The sequence below is a fragment of the Sphingobacterium alkalisoli genome, assembly GCF_005049105.1.
Taxonomy (GTDB): Bacteria; Bacteroidota; Bacteroidia; order Sphingobacteriales; family Sphingobacteriaceae; genus Sphingobacterium; species Sphingobacterium alkalisoli.
In genome coordinates, this window is record NZ_SUKA01000008.1 from 112,158 (window position 1) to 132,738 (window position 20,581).

At 38.4% G+C, this 20,581-nt stretch carries 13 protein-coding genes; 6 read left to right on the top strand and 7 right to left on the bottom strand.

Annotated elements, in window-relative coordinates; translation table 11 throughout:
• Nucleotides 1-230: 230 nt before the first annotated feature.
• On the top strand, nucleotides 231-1,970 hold the full coding sequence (locus FAZ19_RS20585) for a M61 family metallopeptidase (RefSeq protein ID WP_136822656.1): 1,740 nt from the start codon (nucleotides 231-233) through the stop codon (nucleotides 1,968-1,970).
• A gap of 165 nt (nucleotides 1,971-2,135) precedes the next feature.
• Here the strand turns inward: FAZ19_RS20585 and FAZ19_RS20590 are convergent, their stop codons facing one another.
• On the bottom strand, nucleotides 2,136-2,639 hold the full coding sequence (locus FAZ19_RS20590) for a hypothetical protein (protein ID WP_136822657.1): 504 nt from the start codon (nucleotides 2,637-2,639) through the stop codon (nucleotides 2,136-2,138).
• A 170-nt stretch (nucleotides 2,640-2,809) separates the two neighbouring features.
• Between FAZ19_RS20590 and FAZ19_RS20595 the strand changes: the two genes are divergently transcribed.
• Nucleotides 2,810-4,576: an AMP-dependent synthetase/ligase gene (locus FAZ19_RS20595; RefSeq protein ID WP_136822658.1), complete on the top strand. Its 1,767-nt coding sequence runs from the start codon at nucleotides 2,810-2,812 to the stop codon at nucleotides 4,574-4,576.
• Nucleotides 4,560-5,576, top strand: coding sequence for a YihY/virulence factor BrkB family protein (locus FAZ19_RS20600; RefSeq protein ID WP_136822735.1), 1,017 nt, complete (start codon nucleotides 4,560-4,562; stop codon nucleotides 5,574-5,576). Before FAZ19_RS20595 ends, FAZ19_RS20600 begins: the two co-directional genes overlap by 17 nt.
• Before the next feature lie 59 nt (nucleotides 5,577-5,635).
• On the opposite strand, the gene FAZ19_RS20605 is transcribed toward FAZ19_RS20600, so the two are convergent.
• From FAZ19_RS20605 to FAZ19_RS20625, 5 genes are all read right to left on the bottom strand, one after another.
• The gene (locus FAZ19_RS20605; protein WP_136822659.1) at nucleotides 5,636-8,344 is read right to left on the bottom strand and encodes a carboxypeptidase-like regulatory domain-containing protein; all 2,709 of its coding nucleotides are present in this window, start codon (nucleotides 8,342-8,344) and stop codon (nucleotides 5,636-5,638) included.
• 137 nt (nucleotides 8,345-8,481) lie between these two features.
• Complete coding sequence (cls, locus tag FAZ19_RS20610; protein ID WP_136822660.1) at nucleotides 8,482-9,975, bottom strand: cardiolipin synthase; 1,494 nt, start codon at nucleotides 9,973-9,975, stop codon at nucleotides 8,482-8,484.
• Between the two features lie 86 nt (nucleotides 9,976-10,061).
• Nucleotides 10,062-11,405, bottom strand: a complete 1,344-nt coding sequence (locus tag FAZ19_RS20615) for a dihydrolipoamide acetyltransferase family protein (RefSeq protein ID WP_136822661.1) — start codon at nucleotides 11,403-11,405, stop codon at nucleotides 10,062-10,064.
• A 108-nt stretch (nucleotides 11,406-11,513) separates the two neighbouring features.
• Complete coding sequence (locus FAZ19_RS20620; RefSeq protein ID WP_136822662.1) at nucleotides 11,514-12,764, bottom strand: competence/damage-inducible protein A; 1,251 nt, start codon at nucleotides 12,762-12,764, stop codon at nucleotides 11,514-11,516.
• 23 nt (nucleotides 12,765-12,787) lie between these two features.
• Nucleotides 12,788-15,391 carry a putative LPS assembly protein LptD gene (locus FAZ19_RS20625; RefSeq protein WP_244927464.1) on the bottom strand — a complete coding sequence of 868 codons (2,604 nt, stop codon included), beginning with the start codon at nucleotides 15,389-15,391 and terminating at the stop codon, nucleotides 12,788-12,790.
• Between the two features lie 209 nt (nucleotides 15,392-15,600).
• Here FAZ19_RS20625 and FAZ19_RS20630 point away from each other — a divergent pair, with 209 nt between their 5' ends.
• From FAZ19_RS20630 to FAZ19_RS20640, 3 genes are read left to right on the top strand one after another with little or no spacing between them, the layout of a single operon-like run.
• Nucleotides 15,601-16,455 (top strand): N-acetylmuramoyl-L-alanine amidase family protein, encoded by an 855-nt coding sequence (locus tag FAZ19_RS20630; RefSeq protein ID WP_136822663.1) that lies wholly within the window; start codon nucleotides 15,601-15,603, stop codon nucleotides 16,453-16,455.
• A 43-nt stretch (nucleotides 16,456-16,498) separates the two neighbouring features.
• Nucleotides 16,499-17,377: an N-acetylmuramoyl-L-alanine amidase family protein gene (locus tag FAZ19_RS20635; RefSeq protein WP_229707658.1), complete on the top strand. Its 879-nt coding sequence runs from the start codon at nucleotides 16,499-16,501 to the stop codon at nucleotides 17,375-17,377.
• A gap of 55 nt (nucleotides 17,378-17,432) precedes the next feature.
• Nucleotides 17,433-18,380 (top strand): MlaD family protein, encoded by a 948-nt coding sequence (locus tag FAZ19_RS20640; RefSeq protein WP_136822664.1) that lies wholly within the window; start codon nucleotides 17,433-17,435, stop codon nucleotides 18,378-18,380.
• 57 nt (nucleotides 18,381-18,437) lie between these two features.
• Here FAZ19_RS20640 and FAZ19_RS20645 read toward each other — a convergent pair whose 3' ends face one another.
• A complete protein-coding gene (locus FAZ19_RS20645; protein ID WP_229707657.1) occupies nucleotides 18,438-20,537 on the bottom strand; it encodes a S9 family peptidase in 2,100 nt (699 codons plus the stop codon).
• Between the last annotated feature and the right edge of the window lie 44 nt (nucleotides 20,538-20,581).

The following is a 20,581-nucleotide window of genomic DNA, read 5'->3' on the forward strand; positions in this document are numbered from 1 at the left end:
CCACACGTACTTCAAACTTAGATAAAATGCTTTGGATTCACGAATACTTAATGAAAAAAATATTTTTTAAGTGTTATATTGTTATGCAATATATATGGTTTACATATAAAATTAAATTTTAGATTACTTTTCTCCGCCTTTCTAAATTCAACAAATATTTATTTTGAATGAGGCTACTTTAAGTTTAGTTTTGTAAATTGACATCATTCACCTAATTGCTGTATTCTACTATGTCTTTACCTTCCATATTCTTTCATATTTCTTTTGTCGAACCGCAGGCTCATTATGCAGAAATAACCATGCAAATTGACGGACTACGAGAACCCTTTATAGATATAAAAATGCCCGTGTGGGCACCAGGATCATATCTTATACGTGAATATGCTAAAAATGTAGAAAGACTCCAAGCATACACCGGCTCCGAAGAACTCATTCCACATGAAAAGACCTCCAAAAATACATGGCGTATTTATTCGAACAATAACGATATTCGAATTCGTTATAGTATATACGGTTTTGAAAATTCGGTGCGCACAAATTTTATAGATAGTTCTCATGCATTTCTAAGCCCTGTAGGAACCTTTATGTACGTAGACGGTTATCTCAACAACCCCGTACAGGTACAGATTGAAATACCAGATTTCTGGTCAAAAATATCTACCGGATTAGAAAAATCCACCAATTTACCCAACACCTATATAGCACCAAATTTTGATATTTTATTCGACTCTCCGATTGAAATTGGCAACCAAGATACGTGGACGTTTGATATAGATGGGACATTGCATGAATGTGCTATGGTAGGTGGAGGTGTTTACGACAAAGACAAACTCACTCAAGATATCACAACCATTGTAGAGGAAGAAAATCGGATCTGGGGATGCAATCCCAATGCATATTATCTTTTTATCACCCATAATTACCAAAGTAACAATGGAGGATTAGAGCATTTCAATTCGACAGTACTTGCTACCTCGCGGTTCGGTTATAATCAAGAGACCACTTACAAAAGCTACTTAAGCCTGGTTGCACATGAATACTTTCATCTCTGGAATGTAAAGAGACTAAGACCTAAAGCATTAGGCCCATTTGACTATGAAGCGGAAAACTACACAACCGGACTTTGGATCATGGAGGGCTTTACGTCATATTATGACAACCTCATCATCCGAAGATGCTCTTTTTCCGACGAAAAAGAATATCTTCAGATGCTCGCGTTGGATTTCAATACGGTGTACAATAGACCGGGACATGAAATACAAAGCGCTGCATTAGCTAGTCATGATGCATGGATAAAACAATACCGCCCCGATGAGAACTCACACAACAGCAGTATTTCCTATTATAATAAAGGTGCTATGCTGGCATCTGCAATAGACTTAAAAATATTGGCTGAAACACATGGTCAAAAACGTCTAGACGACGTACTCAAATCCGCTTATCAGAAATTTTATCTTGTAGAAAACCGTGGGTTTGAAGAACATGAACTCATGGAACTCGTCCATCAGATTACGCACGTAGATGTGTCCGAAATATTCCATGCGGCCCACACGTTGGAAGAACTGGATTACAATTGGTATTTCAATAAAGTGGGATACGAAATAGTCAACCTCAACTCAGGTGTACAGCCTCTTTCCATGGGTATAAAGACCGTAAACAACGACACGCGGATAATCGTTAAAGCTGTAGACCGTAATTCAGGCGCCTGGAAAGGTGGAATCAACGTAGATGACGAAATTCTTGCTGCTAACGGTTATCGGATGGATCCAACGGGTCGCACAATCGATTACATTTTGGCAAGTAGCAAAGAGGGTGATTACGTAAGTTTAATCATCTCGCGCGACGGATTAATCAAAAACCTAAACATACAACTTCAATATTCCGAGAAAAAATCATTCACCATTCAACGGAAGGAAACTGCTACTTCAGAAGAGAGAAGACTGGGGAATATATGGATTGCTTTAGATTAACAATAAAAGGGGCTGTCTAAAAAGCACAACATCGTCGTCATCGAACCGGAGGGACGATGTTGAAGCAATCTGACGATGTAAAAAACGTAGATTGCTTCAACATTCTTCCTCGCAATGACTCGTTTTTCTTGTAGGTAACGACCATTTTAAACACCTTCTTTATTGTTAGAACTTGTAACGTATAGAAAGGCCAAAAGGGTCAATCAATCGGATTGAACTCTCTTGTATAAAATCAAAATAAGGTTTTACATCTAACGATACGGCCAAAGGCGTTGTGGGTATACTATACTCTACGCCAATAATACCATCTATACTAAGCGCTAATTCAGAAGAAGTATCTATCTGTTCTCCCGCTGCATTTCTATAGGCTTTGTATTTATAACTACCTATACTTCCACCTACACCGTAAAACCAAGAAAAATCTCCAGTGATAGGTTTATGCCATTCATATAGACCAACAACTCTAAAACGGCTAGATCTTGAATTACTTTGCACGCTCATGATACCTTCAATTGCATGGTCCTCAGCCAATGTGTACCGATAAGTAATACCAGTAGCACTACCGAACCTTGCTCCTATCGCGTGTTGACTAGGAAGCTGAGCCAATGCATCTTTACCAAAAAATAAAACTGTACCTAATAAAAAAATACTGCGTAATGTGCTCTTCATATATAAACTTAAATTATTCAAATGTCAAAAGTAATACTATTTTTAAACGTATAAAACTAAAAATAGGTATATAAAATATGATAATTTATGTTCGCTTAGACGACTTAATTTGTTATATTTAGAACTGTTGATCAGAAACAAATTATAAACACACATTAAATTCTACGTATATGGGCACGGCAACTAGATTATTCGACTTATTAAAAGGCAATATTCACGCTTCTTCCAGCCAACTTCTCGTTGCAAAACGCCATGAAAATGGGTGGCGTGAATACAAATTAAAGGAAATACTGCAAATTATAGACAGCCTAAGTAAAGGGCTATTAGCTAAAGGGTTAAAAAAAGGTGATCGCATAGCGCTAATGTCTGGAAATAGACCCGAGTGGAATTTTATAGATTTCGCTTGTAATCAATTAGGCATCGCGTTAGTCCCTCTGTATCCTACGCTATCGAGTCAAGATTTGTCATATATTGTAAAGGACGCTGATGTCAAATATGTATTTGTCAGCACTGCAGATCTAGCAGCGAGAGTAGACGCTGCAGCTACTGAGAGTCAACTAAATTTAGCGGTATACACCTTCGACGATGTTGCTGATAAGCCAAATTATCAAGAGCTTATAGCACTTGGAAAAAGTCAGGAAATAGACCTTACACCTTATAATGACGCTGTCGATGAACAAGACTTACTAACGTTGATTTACACTTCAGGCACAACCGGCAAACCCAAGGGAGTATATTTGACGCACAAGAATATATTAAGCAATGTGGATGCTTCTACACATCTATTGACAGATGATTATAAGAAAGCGCTTAGTTTTCTACCACTCTGTCACATTTTTGAACGAATGGTCGTGTATCTCTATATTTCTAAGGGCTTGCATATTTATTACGCAGAAAATCTAGATAACATTGTCTTAGACATCAACGACGTTAAGCCCGAGCTGTTCACCACTGTACCCCGTGTTTTAGAAAAAGTGTATGACAAAGTTGTAGAAAAAGGAAAGGCACTGACCGGCATTAAAAAGACCCTATTTTTCTGGGCACTAGATTTAGGACACAAATATCAAGAACCACCATCAAATAGCTGGTGGTATAACGTTAAATTGAGCATTGCACGAAAATTAATTTTCTCCAAGTGGAAAGAAGCATTAGGGGGAAACATTAAATTAATTATTTCTGGAGGGGCCGCACTACAAGAGCGTCTTGCGCGGGTATTTTGGGCTGCAGACATTAAAATTCTAGAAGGTTATGGTCTTACCGAGACTTCACCTGTAATTGCGGTAAACTCATGGGTTGAAACTGATGTAAAATTCGGCACCGTAGGCCGTGTTCTCTCGAATCTGCATGTAAAAATAGCTCCGGACGGTGAAATTTTGGTAAAAGGACCTTCCGTTACGTCTGGTTATTATAAAAACGAAGAAGCCACCAAAGAATCGATCGATGAGAATGGCTACTTTCATACAGGAGATATTGGCGAACTCACCAAAGATGGCTTTCTAAGAATCACAGATCGTAAAAAAGAAATCTTTAAAACTGCGGGAGGAAAATATGTAGCACCACAAGTGCTCGAAAACAAACTCATGGAATCTACGTTAATAGGTCAAGTGATGGTAGTCGGAGAAAATCAACGTTTTCCATCTGTACTGATTGTGCCGGCGTATGAAGAACTTGAAAAATGGAGTAAATATAAAGGAATATCCAGCACCTCGCGAGAAGACCTTATAAAAAATGATCAGGTTCTCGCTAAATATCAGCAAGAAATAGATAAGGCAAATGCTAATTTTGGTCAATGGGAGAAAATCAAAAAATTTATACTTTTAACAACGGAATGGACCATTGACAATGGCGAGTTGACTCCAAAATTATCGTTGAAGAGGAAGGTCATATTGCAAAAATATGATGATCAAATACAAAAATTATATGCAGAGCATCAATAATGCTAGTACAACAAAGGAAAAGGAGTCCTTTCTTATAAAAGCAAAAGGATTTGGCCAGTTATTAGTAGATACAGGAAATGGATTTATAGAAGATAAATGCATGAAGCTCAGCGCGTCCTTAGCGTATTATACCGTTTTTTCCATCGGACCGTTAATTATCATTCTGATATGGGCTCTTGGATTCTTTTATGGTAATTTGGTAGATACATCTATAGGCGCCCGCGAGGAAGTAATGGATGAATTGAATGGTCTTTTGGGCCGGGACATCACCATATTGTTGGAAGGAGCCATTCAAAAAATATCGTTTGAAAACCGATCTAATATTGGTCTAGTAATCGGGATATCTACCCTCGTGATCACTTCGACAACTATATTTCTAGATATTCAGGTGTCTATCAACGAAATCTGGAGAGTAAAACCAAAACCAAAAAAAGGGTGGTTAAAATTAATCATCAATAGGCTCATTTCCTTCTCAATGATATTGGGTTTAAGTTTTCTGTTAATGGCGTCCCTCCTGATTAGTAGTATTATCGGCGTTTTCACCTCACATCTGGAGAAGCTGTTGGATAATTGGAATATTCAGTTGTGGGATTCGCTGAATACAGGAATCACCTTTCTGGTCATCGCTGTGCTATTTGGCTTTATTTTCGCTGTTTTACCTGATGCAAGAGTCCGGTTTAAAGATATTTTAGGAGGATCACTGTTTACAGCTTTCCTTTTCATGGTCGGTAAATATGGCATATCATTCTATCTGTCAAATAATGCAACAGCAACGGCGTACGGCGCTGCCGGTTCAATTATTATTCTTTTAGCGTGGGTGTACTATTCCGCAGCCATATTATACTTCGGAGCGGAATTTACGAAAGAATATGCCATAAAATATGGAAGAGGAATACAACCCGCTTCCTTCGCCGTGCTCGTAAAGCAAACGGAGCTAGAAATTGATCCAGAAACAGGCAAGCGAGAAATAGTCAAGAAACATAATGAACCTGTTAAATGATAATAGCCCGAAAAATTTCGGGCTATTATGCATTATTTAATTACGTACTGGCAAGTTGTCTATTTTACGTTATAATAATAAACTGTCCTTCCTATTTTCCCTGCATCATCTATTCCTTCTACTACGACTTTATACTTTCCATTCCCATCTGCATTATAGTAATCCAGACTAACTTGCCCACTTTCGTCAATAGAAACAGACGGATTCCAATATACTGTGCTACGATAATCATTCGTATTCCTACTTTGATCAGTATCATACTTAGGAGAATAAAATATGCGCTCCTTAATATATCCCAATGGATACATATCAATAACATTAGATTTGGGCAACATGGCTTCTATTTCCGCCAAAGACATACGAGGTCCTTTTGGTTTTTCTTTTTTTGTAATGATAGATACAACGCCATCATTTTGATACATACGACTCACTGTACCTAAGTCGTCCCGTAAGAAGATTTCAATAGCTTCCACTTCCGCCGTCTGAATAGAATTGAGCGAAGGTTCGTCGATTGGCATTCCATTTAAAAAAAACTGAACAGGAGTACGGCTGCCTTGGTTATAGTTTCTTGTAATATAATATTTTAAAGTTTGCGAATCGTAAGTAACTCCCGTGAGCATTGTACTTAGGCACATAGTCAACACATTACATCCACTCAGGCGTTCTCCTTCTATCCGATGATCGGCCATAGATAGTCCCGATAAAGCTGAAAACTCCTTGCTGGTACGCTGTTGTCTAACTACCCCCGTCACTGTTACTTCGTCGATTAAAATAGAAGTTCTATACTCATTTTTACTATTCGTGAGATACGCAGTAAGTTGCTGATCTATATTTAGTACTTCATTGCTAGTGTAGGGATTTCTTAGATCTATAGCAGGGAAAAATGATTGATCCATGTTAATGACCAAATTGCGATAATTATCATTACTTCTGGCGTTTATGGTTACTTTGACTGAATCTGGAAACACTAAATTTTCAAACGAAAATCGTCCACTCTGGTCTGTATATGTATCCTTTCGTAAAGCTCGCGCTGGGATCGACAATAAAAGTCCTCCATTTGGATACGGTCTACCCGTATTTAGACGTAAAGTACCAGATAGCGAAATCCCTTGTTCTGGCAGAAAATTAACCTGTGGAAATTTTTCCGCGATCAATTCGTTATAATCGAATCTCCTAAACCCTTGAGTCATCATTAAAGCATCCAATGCTTCAGCACGATTTTCAACCTTTTCGTCAAAATAAAAATTAGGTTTTTCTACATATCCTTTCAAATCCGAAGTCAACAGCAAACTGCTTACAATCGTATTTTCTTGGTGGTCATCGTACGGCACTTTAGCTTCATCTATTACAGATATAGAAAGATGACTAGGTAATTTCTCGTCTGAAATGTTAGAAATATCCAATTTTACGGCCTCTTTTTTATTATAATCTTGCTTGTTTGATTTAACTTGAATGTTCAATTCAGAATTACCTTGATGAAATACTAATCTCTCACTGATTGGCTTGCCTTGAGGAGTCAAAACGGTAAATTGTATAATACCGCTTGGTAAGTCATCTTTAGGTACAGAAATCAGTAAAGATGGATTTTTCAGCGTGGCTTGCGCGGCATAAATCAAATGTCCATTGAGCTGCGCTAAAATGTAAAAGGATGAATTTTGAATTTTTGAAAAGTGGTTCTCATTGGTAACAAGACCTATCTGAATGGTCTTATCATCCGATTTATGATATACCAAATTTACGGATTCTTCTTTAACAACAGGCAAATCAAATGTACGCTCTTCGTCTTGAATAACAACCACCGCTTTGTAAGACTCGCCCAATTGAGGAAGTAGCGAAAAGTACCCCATTCCCAAACCAAAATCAGAAAACTCCGCTACGGTATTCTTTTTGCTATCAATTATTTTACCTTTTATTGCCAACCCTTTTCCATCAGATCCGATGGCCTTAAAAGCAACATTTTTTGCAACACCAGCGATCAAATCCCCTCCCTCCGGAAAAAACTGAACGTCCGTTTCCGTCAACGCATTTTTAAGCGGAAAATCACCTACTAAAGAGCTTGCACTTTCACCTTCAACTTTTACAATTAAACGTCCGTTCTTCAAAATTTCCTTATCTTTTGAAGAGAAGGTAATGGTAGCTCTTCCCATATCGTCCGTTTCAGATTTCCCTTTATCAAATGGATCCCATCCATCGATAGCTTCCCAAGTAATTTTACGTTTCCCCAAAATGTCCCCTCTGGCATCTTTGAACTGAATCTGAGCTTTAGTTTTATTACCTTCAGGTATATACGTGATCGTCGTTCCTAATTTCTTGTTGATCGCATCACCTACCGGAACGATTTTATTAAAGAAAAATGAACCATCAAAATTCATCATCCACTTGGTATATGCTCTAAATCGATAATTGTCTTGCTTTATATATTGTGGATCAAGCACGAGATATCCATTTCCAGTACCTTTGTCTAACGGTATCCGTAATGTTTGCATCAAGGAATCTCTCCCATTAATAATCTCCACATAACCTACTTTGCTGGGTTCATACTCTACTAGATTTCGGTGTAGATACATTTTAAACCACAAGGTATCACCTACGGCATAATAAGGTTTGTCAAAATGGAGATGCACTTTTTCTACTGGATAAACGCCAAAATATTTTTGCACACGTTCTACCACAGTATTAATCGGAATTTTATCTAACTCTTGACCTCTAGAAGGCAAAATGATCAGCACAAATAATAGAAGGAGTAGTAAATTTTTGATTTTATTCATAAGACTAAATTAACAGAATAAAATGAATCATCAGAAATGCAAAATCATCCGCGTTCCTCGATCAACCATTAAATTTAGCTAAAGATAAAGAATTTTATTTTTCCAAATCTTTAAAAGAAGTTAAGATTTTCAATATGCTAAAGGACGGGTGCGAGAAGTCTACAGATAGAGTCTACTCCTCGTTTCCATTTGGAACGCGATTGCCATACTTCTAAGGTAAGTAGATTACATTCAAGCTTGTCAATTTCAAATTGTCGCTCCATTTGTATACACAAATTTTGATCAGAAACTGCCGCCGCAACCTCATAATTGATATAAAAACTACGTATATCTAGATTTACCGTTCCTACAAATGCTAACTTTCCGTCGACAGTAATTGTTTTCGCATGCATAAATCCTTTGTTATATAGGTAAACTTTTACACCACGTTCCAGTAAAGGTTTCAAAAATGAAAACGATGCATGACGAACAAGGTAGGAATCTGATTTTGCTGGAATCATTAATTCAACTTCGACTCCAGATGAAGCCGCAATCATTAACACAGTCGCCAACTCATCACTCGGTATATAATAAGGGGTGCAAAGTTGTATTTTCGTATTAGCCTCACCCAATGCAATAAGAATAGCTTCCATATTGAACGGCCCTTTGGAAGCGGGATCACTCGACACAAAAGCCACAGCGGCATTTTCTTTGCAATCATGGTACTGTTTTAGCTCTTTTAGATAACCTTTTTCTAGCATAAAGGGCTCTCCATCTGCCTGATTCCAGGAATGCCAAAACCCGACTTGCAACATGTTGATCGCCATTCCTTCAATGCGTATCGACGTGTCTCTCCAATATACTGAATTGTTGTTTTTTGGATCATTGATATATCTGTCCGAAATATTAATCCCACCAATAAATCCAACCTCGCCATCTATTACTGCTATCTTTCGATGGTTGCGATAATTACTGTTCGCTAGAGAAGAGAACGTTACAGGCAAAAAGGCTTTAAATTGAATGCCCGATTTGACACGTTTCATATATCTCACAAAAGCGGGAGAGCCAAAACTATCCACAACCAGCCTAACTTCAACACCCTCACTTGCTTTCCTTTCTAAAATATTTAAAATCTGAAGTCCAATATTATCTAATTCGAAGATATAATATTCCAAATGAATGGAATGTTTAGCCGTGTTAAGTGCTTCAATAAAATATTTAAATTTTTCTTCCCCGTTGATCAATAATGTCACAGCATTATTGATCGTCGGCGAGGACAGTCTTTCATTCTTTAGAAAAGTAAAAACGCGAGAGAGGTCGCCTATATCATCACGAATGTCATGGATAAGTTCTTCCATTATAGGATCCAGACGCTTCCATTCCTTTTTTAACCGTACTGCTTGTCTCTGATTAATCCTTCGCATCTTTTTTACTTTAGAGAACTTTTGTCCAAAAAAATAATAAAGTAAGAGGCCGACAACAGGTAAGAACACGATAACAAGAACCCACGCCATTGTTTTGCTAGGGTTTCTATTTTCGATTAAAATCGTACTGATCACACCGACATACAGAAACAACACAGGCAACCAATACCATTCCTGCAGTATATGAAAAAGTTCCTGTATCTTCTCGCTCAGTACGATTTTTTGCATATTTAACCATTATCATTGGCAATCATTAGAAAGAAAATCACATTAAAGAGGGTTCATATAATAAACATAAAAGCCCTCTTATAATTCTAAATCGTTCTGTCAGAATCCCAATTTTCTAGATAATCAGCAACTCTTTTTATAAATGTCCCCCCCAATGCACCATCTATGACCCTATGGTCATAAGACATCGTGATATACATCATATGTCTTATGGCTATTACATCACCATGTTCCGTTTCCAGTACGGCAGGCTTTTTCTTAATCGTACCCACGGCTAAAATTGCTGCTTGAGGCTGATTAATGATAGGCATTCCAAAAATATTTCCAAATGCCCCAATATTTGTAAATGTAAATGTACCTCCTTGGGTATCATCTGGCTTAAGTTGGTTAGTACGGGCTCGGTTAGCCAGATCATTTACAGACCTACTCAATCCCATTAAACTCAATTGATCCGCATCCTTTATAACGGGTACGATCAAATTACCTGTGGGCAGGGCTGCGGCCATGCCTATATTAATATGTTTACGCTTAATAATATTATATCCATCGACAGACACATTCACCATTGGAAAATCCTTCAACGCTTTGCTTATCGCTTCAATAATCAAAGGGGTAAATGTGATATTCTCTCCTTCGCGTTTCTTGAATGTATCTTTTATATTATTTCGCCAGTTAACAAGATTGGTAACATCTGCTTCTACCACCGAAAAAACGTGCGGTGATGCTCTTACACTATTCACCATGTGATCCGAAATCAATCTACGCATTCGATCCATCTCTATAATCTCATCCCCATTCATACTTTTTACCACCTGAACTGGCGAGGATACGTTTGAACTAGAACCATCTAGATCACTCATATGTACTCTTGAATCACGATTAGCAGATGACGGAATTGAATTCGGGTCTCCCTTAGCTGCAATATAATCAAGGACATCCTGTTTAGTCACACGACCATCAGCCCCTGACCCGACTATACTATCCAATTCATCTTGAACAATTCCTTCTTCCTGTGCAATGCTTTTTACCAAAGGTGAATAAAATCTACTCTCATTTGTTATACTCACCTGTAAAGTATCTTGAGCTGGCTGCACTTTATTTTCCAATTCTTCTACATCAGGCCCTACAATAGTATAGTTTTCTTCCGGACCTTCAGTTTGTATTTCCAGTTTTTCGGTATCGCTTTCACCCTCCACTTCCAACACTGCAATCACTTCGCCGACCTGTGCCACCTGACCTTCCTGAAAAAGAATCTCTTTCAACTTCCCTGTTACGGGAGAAGGAACATCAGAATCTACTTTATCGGTAGCGATTTCAACTACCGCTTCATCTTCCTGAATAGTATCTCCTACCGACTTCAACCAATTTGTTAAAGTTGCTTCAGAAACACTCTCACCCATTTTTGGAAGAACTAGCTTATATATTCCCATATTGATTTCGTCTTTAAAATCCCTAAATTAAATATTTATGAGTAAAATATCCGCAAACAAAAATATAATTTTTAGATTTTAGTAAAAATCAAAATATAATTTTAATATTTAAACTAATTCCTTTACGTACAAATTCCAAAGCAAAATTAACGCCTGCATTGTGCTTCTTTCGATATTTACTTCTCGATTATTATTAAATTGGAATTTCTTTGTAACCATTTCATTTTTTCCGACTACCGCTATCCAAACCGTACCAACAGGTTTTTCCGGGGTCCCTCCGGTGGGTCCGGCAATACCACTGGTAGCTACTCCATATTCCGCACCGCTTAGGCGCTGTACGCCTTTGGCCATTTCAATAACAGTCTGCTCACTTACTGCTCCAAATTCGTCAAGCGTATTTTTCCTGACTCCCAATACCCCTTGTTTGATATGATTTGCGTAAGCTACTATCCCACAATCAAACACCTTACTTGCTCCGGTGTATTTAGTCAAATTACTCGCAATGGTACCACCGGTACAACTCTCTGCAAGCGCAATTTTCAGATGTCCTTCTGCAAAGTTTTTAATGATAGCCTCCTCCAACGATATATCTTGTCTAGCTACTACAAATTTACTTAGTCGTTCCGAAATTCGATCTGCAAATTTATCAGTTTCAGTCTGTAGTACGTTTACATCTGTCCCCGTGGCAGAGAGTCGTAGTCTCACCAATCCAATTTTTGGCAAATAGGCTAATTTAATATAATGAGGTAAAGAAGCTTCAATATCCGCGATTTCTTCCGCCAAAAACGACTCGCCTAATCCCGCGGTGAGTATATGACTGTGATAAACGTGTACATGGCTTCGCATAGACGCCAACTTTGGCATTACCCGATTTTCCATCAAAAACTTCATTTCAAATGGAACTCCCGGTAAAAAAGCAAAACATTTGCTGCTTCTTTCTACCCACATACCAGGGGCCGTGCCCACATCATTAAATAAAATCTGAGCACATTCAAGCACATCAGCTTGACCATAGTTGGATATCGGCATCTCGCCACGACCGAGCCGAAGAAAGATTTGTTTAACGTGATCAAGCACATGTTGATTTCGAACCAATGGGGACTTGAAAAACTCAGAAATAGTATTTTTAGTTACATCATCTTTCGTGGGGCCTAACCCCCCAGTTACTATTACTATATCCGAACGTGAGGAAGCCTCGGATAGTGCTTTCGAAATATCTTCTCTTCGATCAGATATAGAAGTAATAAAACGAATAGCAATATCTGCTTGTCCAAGATACTGGGCAATCCACGCAGAATTGGTATCTACAATTTGACCAAGTAGAATTTCGTCTCCTATGGTTATGATTTCAGCGTTCATAGCGCATAGTTACCAAAAAAATATTAATAATTATAATGACTATTTCGCTTCGTCAATTTAAGATCTTGCAAGATGCTCGCTTTGGCTCGAATAGTTACATTATAACTTTGATATCGGCCAAAAGGGACCCAACCAAAGGACATGTCCCAACAATGCAGATCACGATAAATAGAAAAGCGTGTTAAAGAAACTTCCTTTTGCTTAAAATCATACCCACTATTAAATTGTATCTTCCATTTCGGCGTTACATTAAAATCACCATGCAAATTTACCGTGGCAGTGTAGTCACCCATTTCCTTACGCTCTACCGCATCGAAGCGGCGCATGTACTGAAAACTAAAGGATCCGGCCAGATTCCAAGGAATATTAAAATCGACAAAGGCATTTGGATCCGTACTTATTCTTGCCAGAGCATCAGACTGCTCTTGAGTCATCGCCGGCATATTGTTTCGCAAGGAATCAATATTATCACTCCTGCTTTTTGAAGCATCCGGATTAAAACTATAGTCGAAAGACAAGCCAAAATTAGTAAGGCGGGCAAGTTTGCCATCCTCAATGGCAAACCGATTATAACGCTGCCCTCGCTCATCAAGCTGATAAGGATCAAATGATCCGTTAAAATTCAAGTTTATTTTCTGATTAAACAGGGATGTTCTTCCAGAAAAACTGATTGTTGAAAGCTTCAATGAATCCGCAGCAAAGTTGTAGTTACCGCTAAACGTTAACCCTTGTATGATCGGAATTTTTTTAAATCCTTTTCCTGTAGTATCATTCTCCGTCCGTACTTTTGCTTCGATATTGTTATCTACAGAGAACCCTATTCCTGCTGATTGCCCCCTTGATGGAGAACCATAGATACCTCCTTCAAAAATAGAATAATCTCGTAAACGGCCACTTTCATCGATGTAAGACTTATAGAAACCATACATCGGATCAGAAAAATCGGGACGGTAGTTAAAATTCACAGATGGCGTTACCACATGACGTATGGCTTCGACTTTTCCAATTTTGGGATACATACCATATATTTTGGTGGAAAGTCCACTCGAAAATGAATAATCATATGCCCTTCTAAATCCTTGAATGGTATCTCTTACTGTTTCAAATCCATTAACCGTATTTTCTAAACCATTACGAATAGACTGTAGGTACCATCTTTCCGTATAATTCATTGAAGTATTAAATTGAAAATATTTAAAAGCATTCAAACTCAAACTCACTGGAATACTATGTTGGAATCCGTTAGTAAACCGCTTTAAGGACTCTTTCTTAAATAAAGTCGAATCACCCGTGGAAATAGTATTTCTTCCCTGCAAGCTATATCCTACTGTAATACGTTGATACCACTTTTGTTCGCCCACACGATCCTTCGAATCGAACGGATTGAATGTAGCTACGTTCAAACTGAATGTAGGCAATTCCAAATCTACCTTACCGGAAGCCATATCTTGACGATGACTTAGACTGGAGGTAAAATTCACTTTACCATCGCCAAAGACTTTACCGTAACTGATTGAAGAAGACATATTATTACGAGTCAGCTGATCATAGTCATACGTACTATTTGCTCCTGTATTTTGAAAATATGAACCTGTACCAAAATTAACTGATGCCGAAAAAGAAGTCCCCGGATTGGCCTCTTGACGCTGCGTATGATTCCAAGTCACATTAAAATCTTTATTTGTACCATAGTTATCCGCTCCTTCAACGCCCGTCTTCGTCGAGGCATAGCGAAGATTAAACCCACCGCTATATTTGTAATTCACCATATAGTTGGTACGCATGGAAGCCTCCCATGATCCCCTAGAATAGAAGCTACCTCTGAATTCGGTATCCCAATAATCATTAAATGTTAAATACCAACCCAAATCTCGTAAAGCGAATCCGCGGGCCGCATCTTCGCCAAAAGATGGAAATAGAAATCCCGAAGACTTTTTGTCCTGTTTCGGAAAAAAACCAAAAGGAATTGCAACAAATTTTATGGGAATGCCTTGTACCACTAAATAAGATGGCCCAGCTATAATTTGCTTATCGAGCACCAAACCCTTGGTGATGTGAATACCAAAATGCGTATGGGGTTCGGGGAGATCACAAGTACTATATAAGCCATGGTAGATAGACATCTCATCATACATATTCTTTCGAACCGCGCGAGCTTGGATAAAACCTCCATCTACCTCTGTCATTACTCCAAAGGTCTTACCTTCTTGTGTTTTATAATTATACGTTAACGAATCTACAGCTTTGGGGGTATCATTTGGAAACAAAGCCACCGGTCTGCCTACGTATTTGCCGTTGTGGTCTATTACACCACTTGCATATAAGAGGTTATTATTTCGGTCTAAGCGGATGTAATCTGCCGAAAGTTCAAAGTCTTGATATTTTACTTTTGCACCCTTATATAAATGCACAATATTTTTGCTCACCTCATTCCAGGAAGAATCGTTGGCCACGATAGTCACTACAGTCTCTAATCCGCTATCATCTTTCATGACAACAGTATCCGTGCCCGACGATGTGCGCAGGTGATTTTTACTGGTATCCTGCGTAATTAAACTTGTATCTTGTACGTTATTATTGGTGGCTGGCGTTACTACTTGCCCGATAACGGAATAAGATCCAAACAAAAGGAACAGAAAATAAAATAAAATACAAGTTAACGCCTTCAAAATGAATTATGAATATTATTTTTGTGGTAAATTTAAACTGTTGTTGGCAAAATTAGTCAAAAAACAATTAGAAAAAACTAGTATTTTTTGCACGTTCCATTATTCAATTATTGTCGTCATACTTCGCTAATGAAACTACAACGACAAAATTGTAAAATATTATACAGATGAAGTTTATAAATAATGTTAAAAAATTAAGTTTAGTAATAATACTCTGTTTTATAACGCTTATTTCTACAGCTCTCCTACCAAATAAAAGAGATACAGCACATCTTAAAACCAGCTTTATTGTTGTGATAGACCCAGGTCATGGCGGAAATAAACCGGGTGCAAGAGGTCGACAATCGGCTGAAAAAGATATTGTTTTAGACGTATCCAAGAAACTAAAAAAAATGCTGGAAGACAGTATACCCGATGTAAAAGTTATTTTGACCCGTTCAACGGATGTCGATGTGGAGTTTTACAAAAGGACAGACATTGCAAATAAAAACCACGCGGATCTTTTTATATCTATCCATGCTAACTCTGCTGATAGAGACATTAGGGTAAAGAACCGACAAGGGAGATATGTCAACTCTATAAAACGCAATCCCAGTGTCAAGGGCACCGAAACCCTGGTACTGGGTTTCCACAGAATCAATGAGCAAGATGTTGCAATACGTGAAAATGCCGATATCTTATTAGAAGAAAACTATGAAGAAAATTATCATGGCTTTGACCCCAAAGACCCTTCCAGCTATATCGTATTTAAGCTAATGAAGCGGCAATATAGAGATCAAAGCATTAAAATAGCCTCGCTCATGCAGCACGAATATAGCAAATCCTCTCGCGGAAACCGAGGAGTTAAAGAACAGGGGCTTGCGGTCTTGGCCAAAGCAGGAATGCCGGCTGTATTGACCGAAATCGGATTCATAAGTAGCCCCGAAGAAGAAGCTTATATGTTGTCTCAAAATGGACAGCACGAAATCGTGACGAATCTTTTTCACGCAATCAGAACTTTCAAGACTACAACTAAAAAATAAAAATCTTACTTTCTCAACGAGGAAATAGCTAAAATCCTAAGCATTGAAAAACTACAACAAAACAAACGTAACGCACTCAACAAGTACAGTCATACTTCTATCCATATTTGCAATAATCACAGCATGGACGCCCAGTAAACATACCGAACCTATCTCTAGCGGGGGTACGGAATTCAAAATGAAAACCATCGTGCTCGACGCCGGTCATGGTGGTCATGATCCGGGTGCCGTCGGCAGAAAATCAAAAGAGAAGGACCTCGCACTGCAAGTGGTATTAAAACTGGGAAAGCGGATAGAAGAAGGTTTGCCCGGCGTAAAAGTTATCTACACCCGTACTACTGATGTGTATCCAAAGTTATACGAGCGCCCGGCATTAGCGAATAAACATAAAGCAGACTTATTTATTTCTGTGCATTGTAATTCTGGCGGAGCGACCACCCGTCGGGTCAAGAACTCAAAGGGACGGTACATAACAAGATCTGTATTAAACACTTCTGCAAAGGGAACAGAGACGCTGGTATGCGGTTTCAACCGAATGGATCAACAAGATGTAGCTATCCGCGAGAACGCGTCTATTTTGTCTGAAGAGAACTACCAAGATAACTATAATGGGTTCGACCCTAATGACCCGTCTAGCTATATTGTATTCAAATTGATGAAAAGACAATTTCGAGATCAAAGCATTAAATTGGCCACTTATATGCAAAATGAATACTCAAGTAGCTCCCGTACTAATCGTGGTGTAAAAGAACAAGGACTTGCCGTATTAGCTACCGCAGGTATGCCAGCAGTATTGACGGAGATCGGTTTTATCAGCAATCCAAGTGAAGAAGAATTTATGATGTCGTCAGCTGGACAACGAGAAATTGTTGCAAATCTCTTTAATGCGATTAAAACTTACAAAACATCCGTTGAAAAGTAAATAATTTACTATTTTCGTGTACTTGACGTACTACAGTTCCTTAAAACATATCATTTTGAAAATATCAAACGAAACAAAAGTAGGTGCCCTTACAGCAATAGCGATTGCTATTCTATTTATTGGATATAGTTTTCTCAAAGGAAATGATGTTTTCAGCAGTGAAAACACCTTTTATACGGACTATGACAACGTAGACGGACTAACCGTATCCAAGCCTGTAATGGTGAGTGGATATCAGATTGGACGTGTTTCTAAAATGAACCTGTTAGATAATGGTAAAATAAGAACTGAATTTAGAATCAACGATGACTATGATATTCCTTCCAATACTGTAGCACGTATCATAAGCGCTGATTTGTTGGGAAGTAAGGCAATTGTTTTTGACTTAGGAAATAGTAAGACTGTCGCAAAAAGTGGAGATCCGCTCCTTTCGGATGTTCAAGCCAACCTGATGGAAAAGGTGGAACCACTTCAAAAGAAAATAGAAAATTTAGTCGTCAAACTAGATTCGGTATTATCAGCAGTCAACACTGCACTCGACGACGAATTCCAAAGAGATTTCAAAAGTAGCCTAAGTAGTATTTCGGTCTCTTTGAATAATATGGAAAAAATCACTGGTGAAGTTGAAGGATTAATGGGATCAGAACGAATTAGATTAGCTAAAATTATGCAAAATCTCGAGTCTATTACCGAAAATTTCAAAAACAACAACAGCAAGATTAATTCGATATTAGCTAATTTAGACAACTTTTCTGACGATCTAGCGAAGACAGAGATTAAAGCTACTATCGACAATGCAAATAAGGCGATGAAAGATGTGCAAGCTATAACCGATAAGATAAATCAAGGGGAAGGCTCAATAGGATTATTAGTCAACGACGATCAGCTTTACAACAACCTAAATAACGCTTCCGAAAATTTAGATCAATTAGTAGAAGATGTAAAAAATAACCCAGGCAAATACCTAAAGATCTCAATCTTTGGCAAGAAGGACACAAAATAGAAAAAAAGATCCCCGATTTGACAATCAAATCGGGGATCTTTTTTTTGGTAAGATTTTTTACAATGTTTCCTTCAACCATCCGAAAAATTCGCGATGCCATACCTGCGCGTTATGACCAGAAAGCACCCAATGGTTTTCCTCTGGAAGATATACTAGTCTACTTTTGATATCTTTCAATCTAGCCGCCTGAAAAGCTTCCAACCCTTGCCCAATTGGAACACGATAATCTTTTCCTCCTTGAAAAATCAATATGGGAGTGTCCCACTTAGCCACGTGATTAATAGGATTAAACTCCGTATAGGTTTTCTCATTTTCCTTATTCCAGTATGGCCCACCTAAATCATGATTGGCAAAAAACAGCTCCTCTGTGGTACCATACCAAGAAGTCATATCAAATAATCCACAATGCGAAATAAATGAACGAAAACGTCCCTCATGTACACCCGCTAGCATAAACACCGAATAGCCACCATAGCTTGCACCAACCGCACCTATACGATCTCTATCGATATACGATTCTTTAGCCAGATCGTCAATCGCAGACAAATAATCACGAATAGACTGGCCACCCCAGTCTTTACTGATATCTTCATTCCATTTTACACCCCAGCCCGGCATACCTCTACGATTAGGTGCAATAACAATATATCCTTGTGAAGCCATTAACTGGAAGTTCCACCGGAAAGAATACGATTGTGTTGTAGCTGCCTGAGGTCCCCCCTGACAATACAATAATGTAGGATATTTCTTCGTTGGGTCGAAATCAGGCGGATAAATAACCCATGAAAATAGATCTTGCCCATCAGAAGCTTTTGTAAATCGACCTTCCACTTTTGTAGGAGCAATTTGTGCATAAACTTCATCATTCACTTTAGTGATCGGATTCAATTTTTTTGATTTGAGGTTATACAGATAAACTTCCGTTGCCCGTGTCATTGTGGTTGACGTCACTACTAGACCCTCTTCTGTTTCCCTTACGATTCCAGTAATATCAAACTGTCCCTCTGATATTTGCTCAATTTTAGGTTGTGCTTTATTTTTAAGATTGGAAGGAATTTTAATTTCAAACAATTGCGAAGTACCTCGTATGGGCGCTATAAAATAAATCTTTCGGTTATCCTTACTCCAGGTAAAAGTATTGACAGTTCCATCCCAATGTGCGGTTAAATTCAACTTTATATCCGCGATGGCGTCCCAAAGGATAATGTCATTCTTATCTGCTTCGTATCCATCGGTTTTCATACTCAGCCAAGCCAATACCCGTCCATCAGCCTTATACAATGGGTGGGTATCATACCCATCCATTCCTTCTGTAAGGTTTGTTGTTCTTCTCGAAATCAGATCATAACGATAGATGTCTGTATCTGTACTTTTCGCATATTCCTTTCCAGATTTCTTTTTGCATACATATAAAACCGAGTTTCCATCAGGCGACCATGCGAAATCTTCGATTCCTCCAAACGGAGCCTGCGGGCTGTAAAAAGGTTCTCCTGCTAACAAGTCTATTGCTTCACCTATTTTACCCTGATCGTAAGTTGCGACAAAAGGATGATTAAAACGTCCATCATTAAATGAATCCCAGTGCCGGTAATCCAGATCATCGTAGATGTACACATTCGATTTTGATAGATCAGCATACTTGTCTACACTATGATTCATATTTACCAACACAGCCTTGCTGAAGAGGATATGTTTTCCGTTAGGCGAAAATTTCACATTCTCCAATCCACCTTCTCCGTTTGTTAATTGTTTTGCTTCCCCCCCCTTGATATTTTTAAGCCACAATTGATTTTTATAGGAATAGATTACCTCACCATTATCTTTCACCTGAAGTACCGACTCGCCCCCATCTCCGGCAGTGAATTGAAAGAAATCCCCCCCTTTTACAGGAACCACGAAGAGGTTTTTCTCCGACTTATTTTCATCAAAGCTGTATTTCGAAACACCATAAATCAGCTGCCTTCCATCAGGGGTTAATCCTTCGGCAGACACCCGCCCTAGTTCCCACAATCTTTCAGGCCCCATAACTTCTTTACCAAAATTTTGCATCCTATTCGTAATAAGGGATTTGTCAATTTTCTTTTCCGGGGCACGCTGCGCAAAAGATGTTAAAGCCAGCATCAGCGCAACTGCCAGAACAGTATATTTTCTCATCATAATCATTTTTTGAAGCTGCAAGATAATAAAAACCGAGTGTTTTT

What these genes read in the sequence shown, in the direction of transcription:
- FAZ19_RS20585 (WP_136822656.1), top strand. Translation starts at nt 231, where the DNA reads ATGTCTTTACCTTCCATATTCTTTCATATTTCTTTTGTCGAACCGCAG.
- FAZ19_RS20590 (WP_136822657.1), bottom strand. Translation starts at nt 2,639, where the DNA reads ATGAAGAGCACATTACGCAGTATTTTTTTATTAGGTACAGTTTTATTT.
- FAZ19_RS20595 (WP_136822658.1), top strand. Translation starts at nt 2,810, where the DNA reads ATGGGCACGGCAACTAGATTATTCGACTTATTAAAAGGCAATATTCAC.
- FAZ19_RS20600 (WP_136822735.1), top strand. Translation starts at nt 4,560, where the DNA reads ATGCAGAGCATCAATAATGCTAGTACAACAAAGGAAAAGGAGTCCTTT.
- FAZ19_RS20605 (WP_136822659.1), bottom strand. Translation starts at nt 8,344, where the DNA reads ATGAATAAAATCAAAAATTTACTACTCCTTCTATTATTTGTGCTGATC.
- cls (WP_136822660.1), bottom strand. Translation starts at nt 9,975, where the DNA reads ATGCAAAAAATCGTACTGAGCGAGAAGATACAGGAACTTTTTCATATA.
- FAZ19_RS20615 (WP_136822661.1), bottom strand. Translation starts at nt 11,405, where the DNA reads ATGGGAATATATAAGCTAGTTCTTCCAAAAATGGGTGAGAGTGTTTCT.
- FAZ19_RS20620 (WP_136822662.1), bottom strand. Translation starts at nt 12,764, where the DNA reads ATGAACGCTGAAATCATAACCATAGGAGACGAAATTCTACTTGGTCAA.
- FAZ19_RS20630 (WP_136822663.1), top strand. Translation starts at nt 15,601, where the DNA reads ATGAAGTTTATAAATAATGTTAAAAAATTAAGTTTAGTAATAATACTC.
- FAZ19_RS20645 (WP_229707657.1), bottom strand. Translation starts at nt 20,537, where the DNA reads ATGATGAGAAAATATACTGTTCTGGCAGTTGCGCTGATGCTGGCTTTA.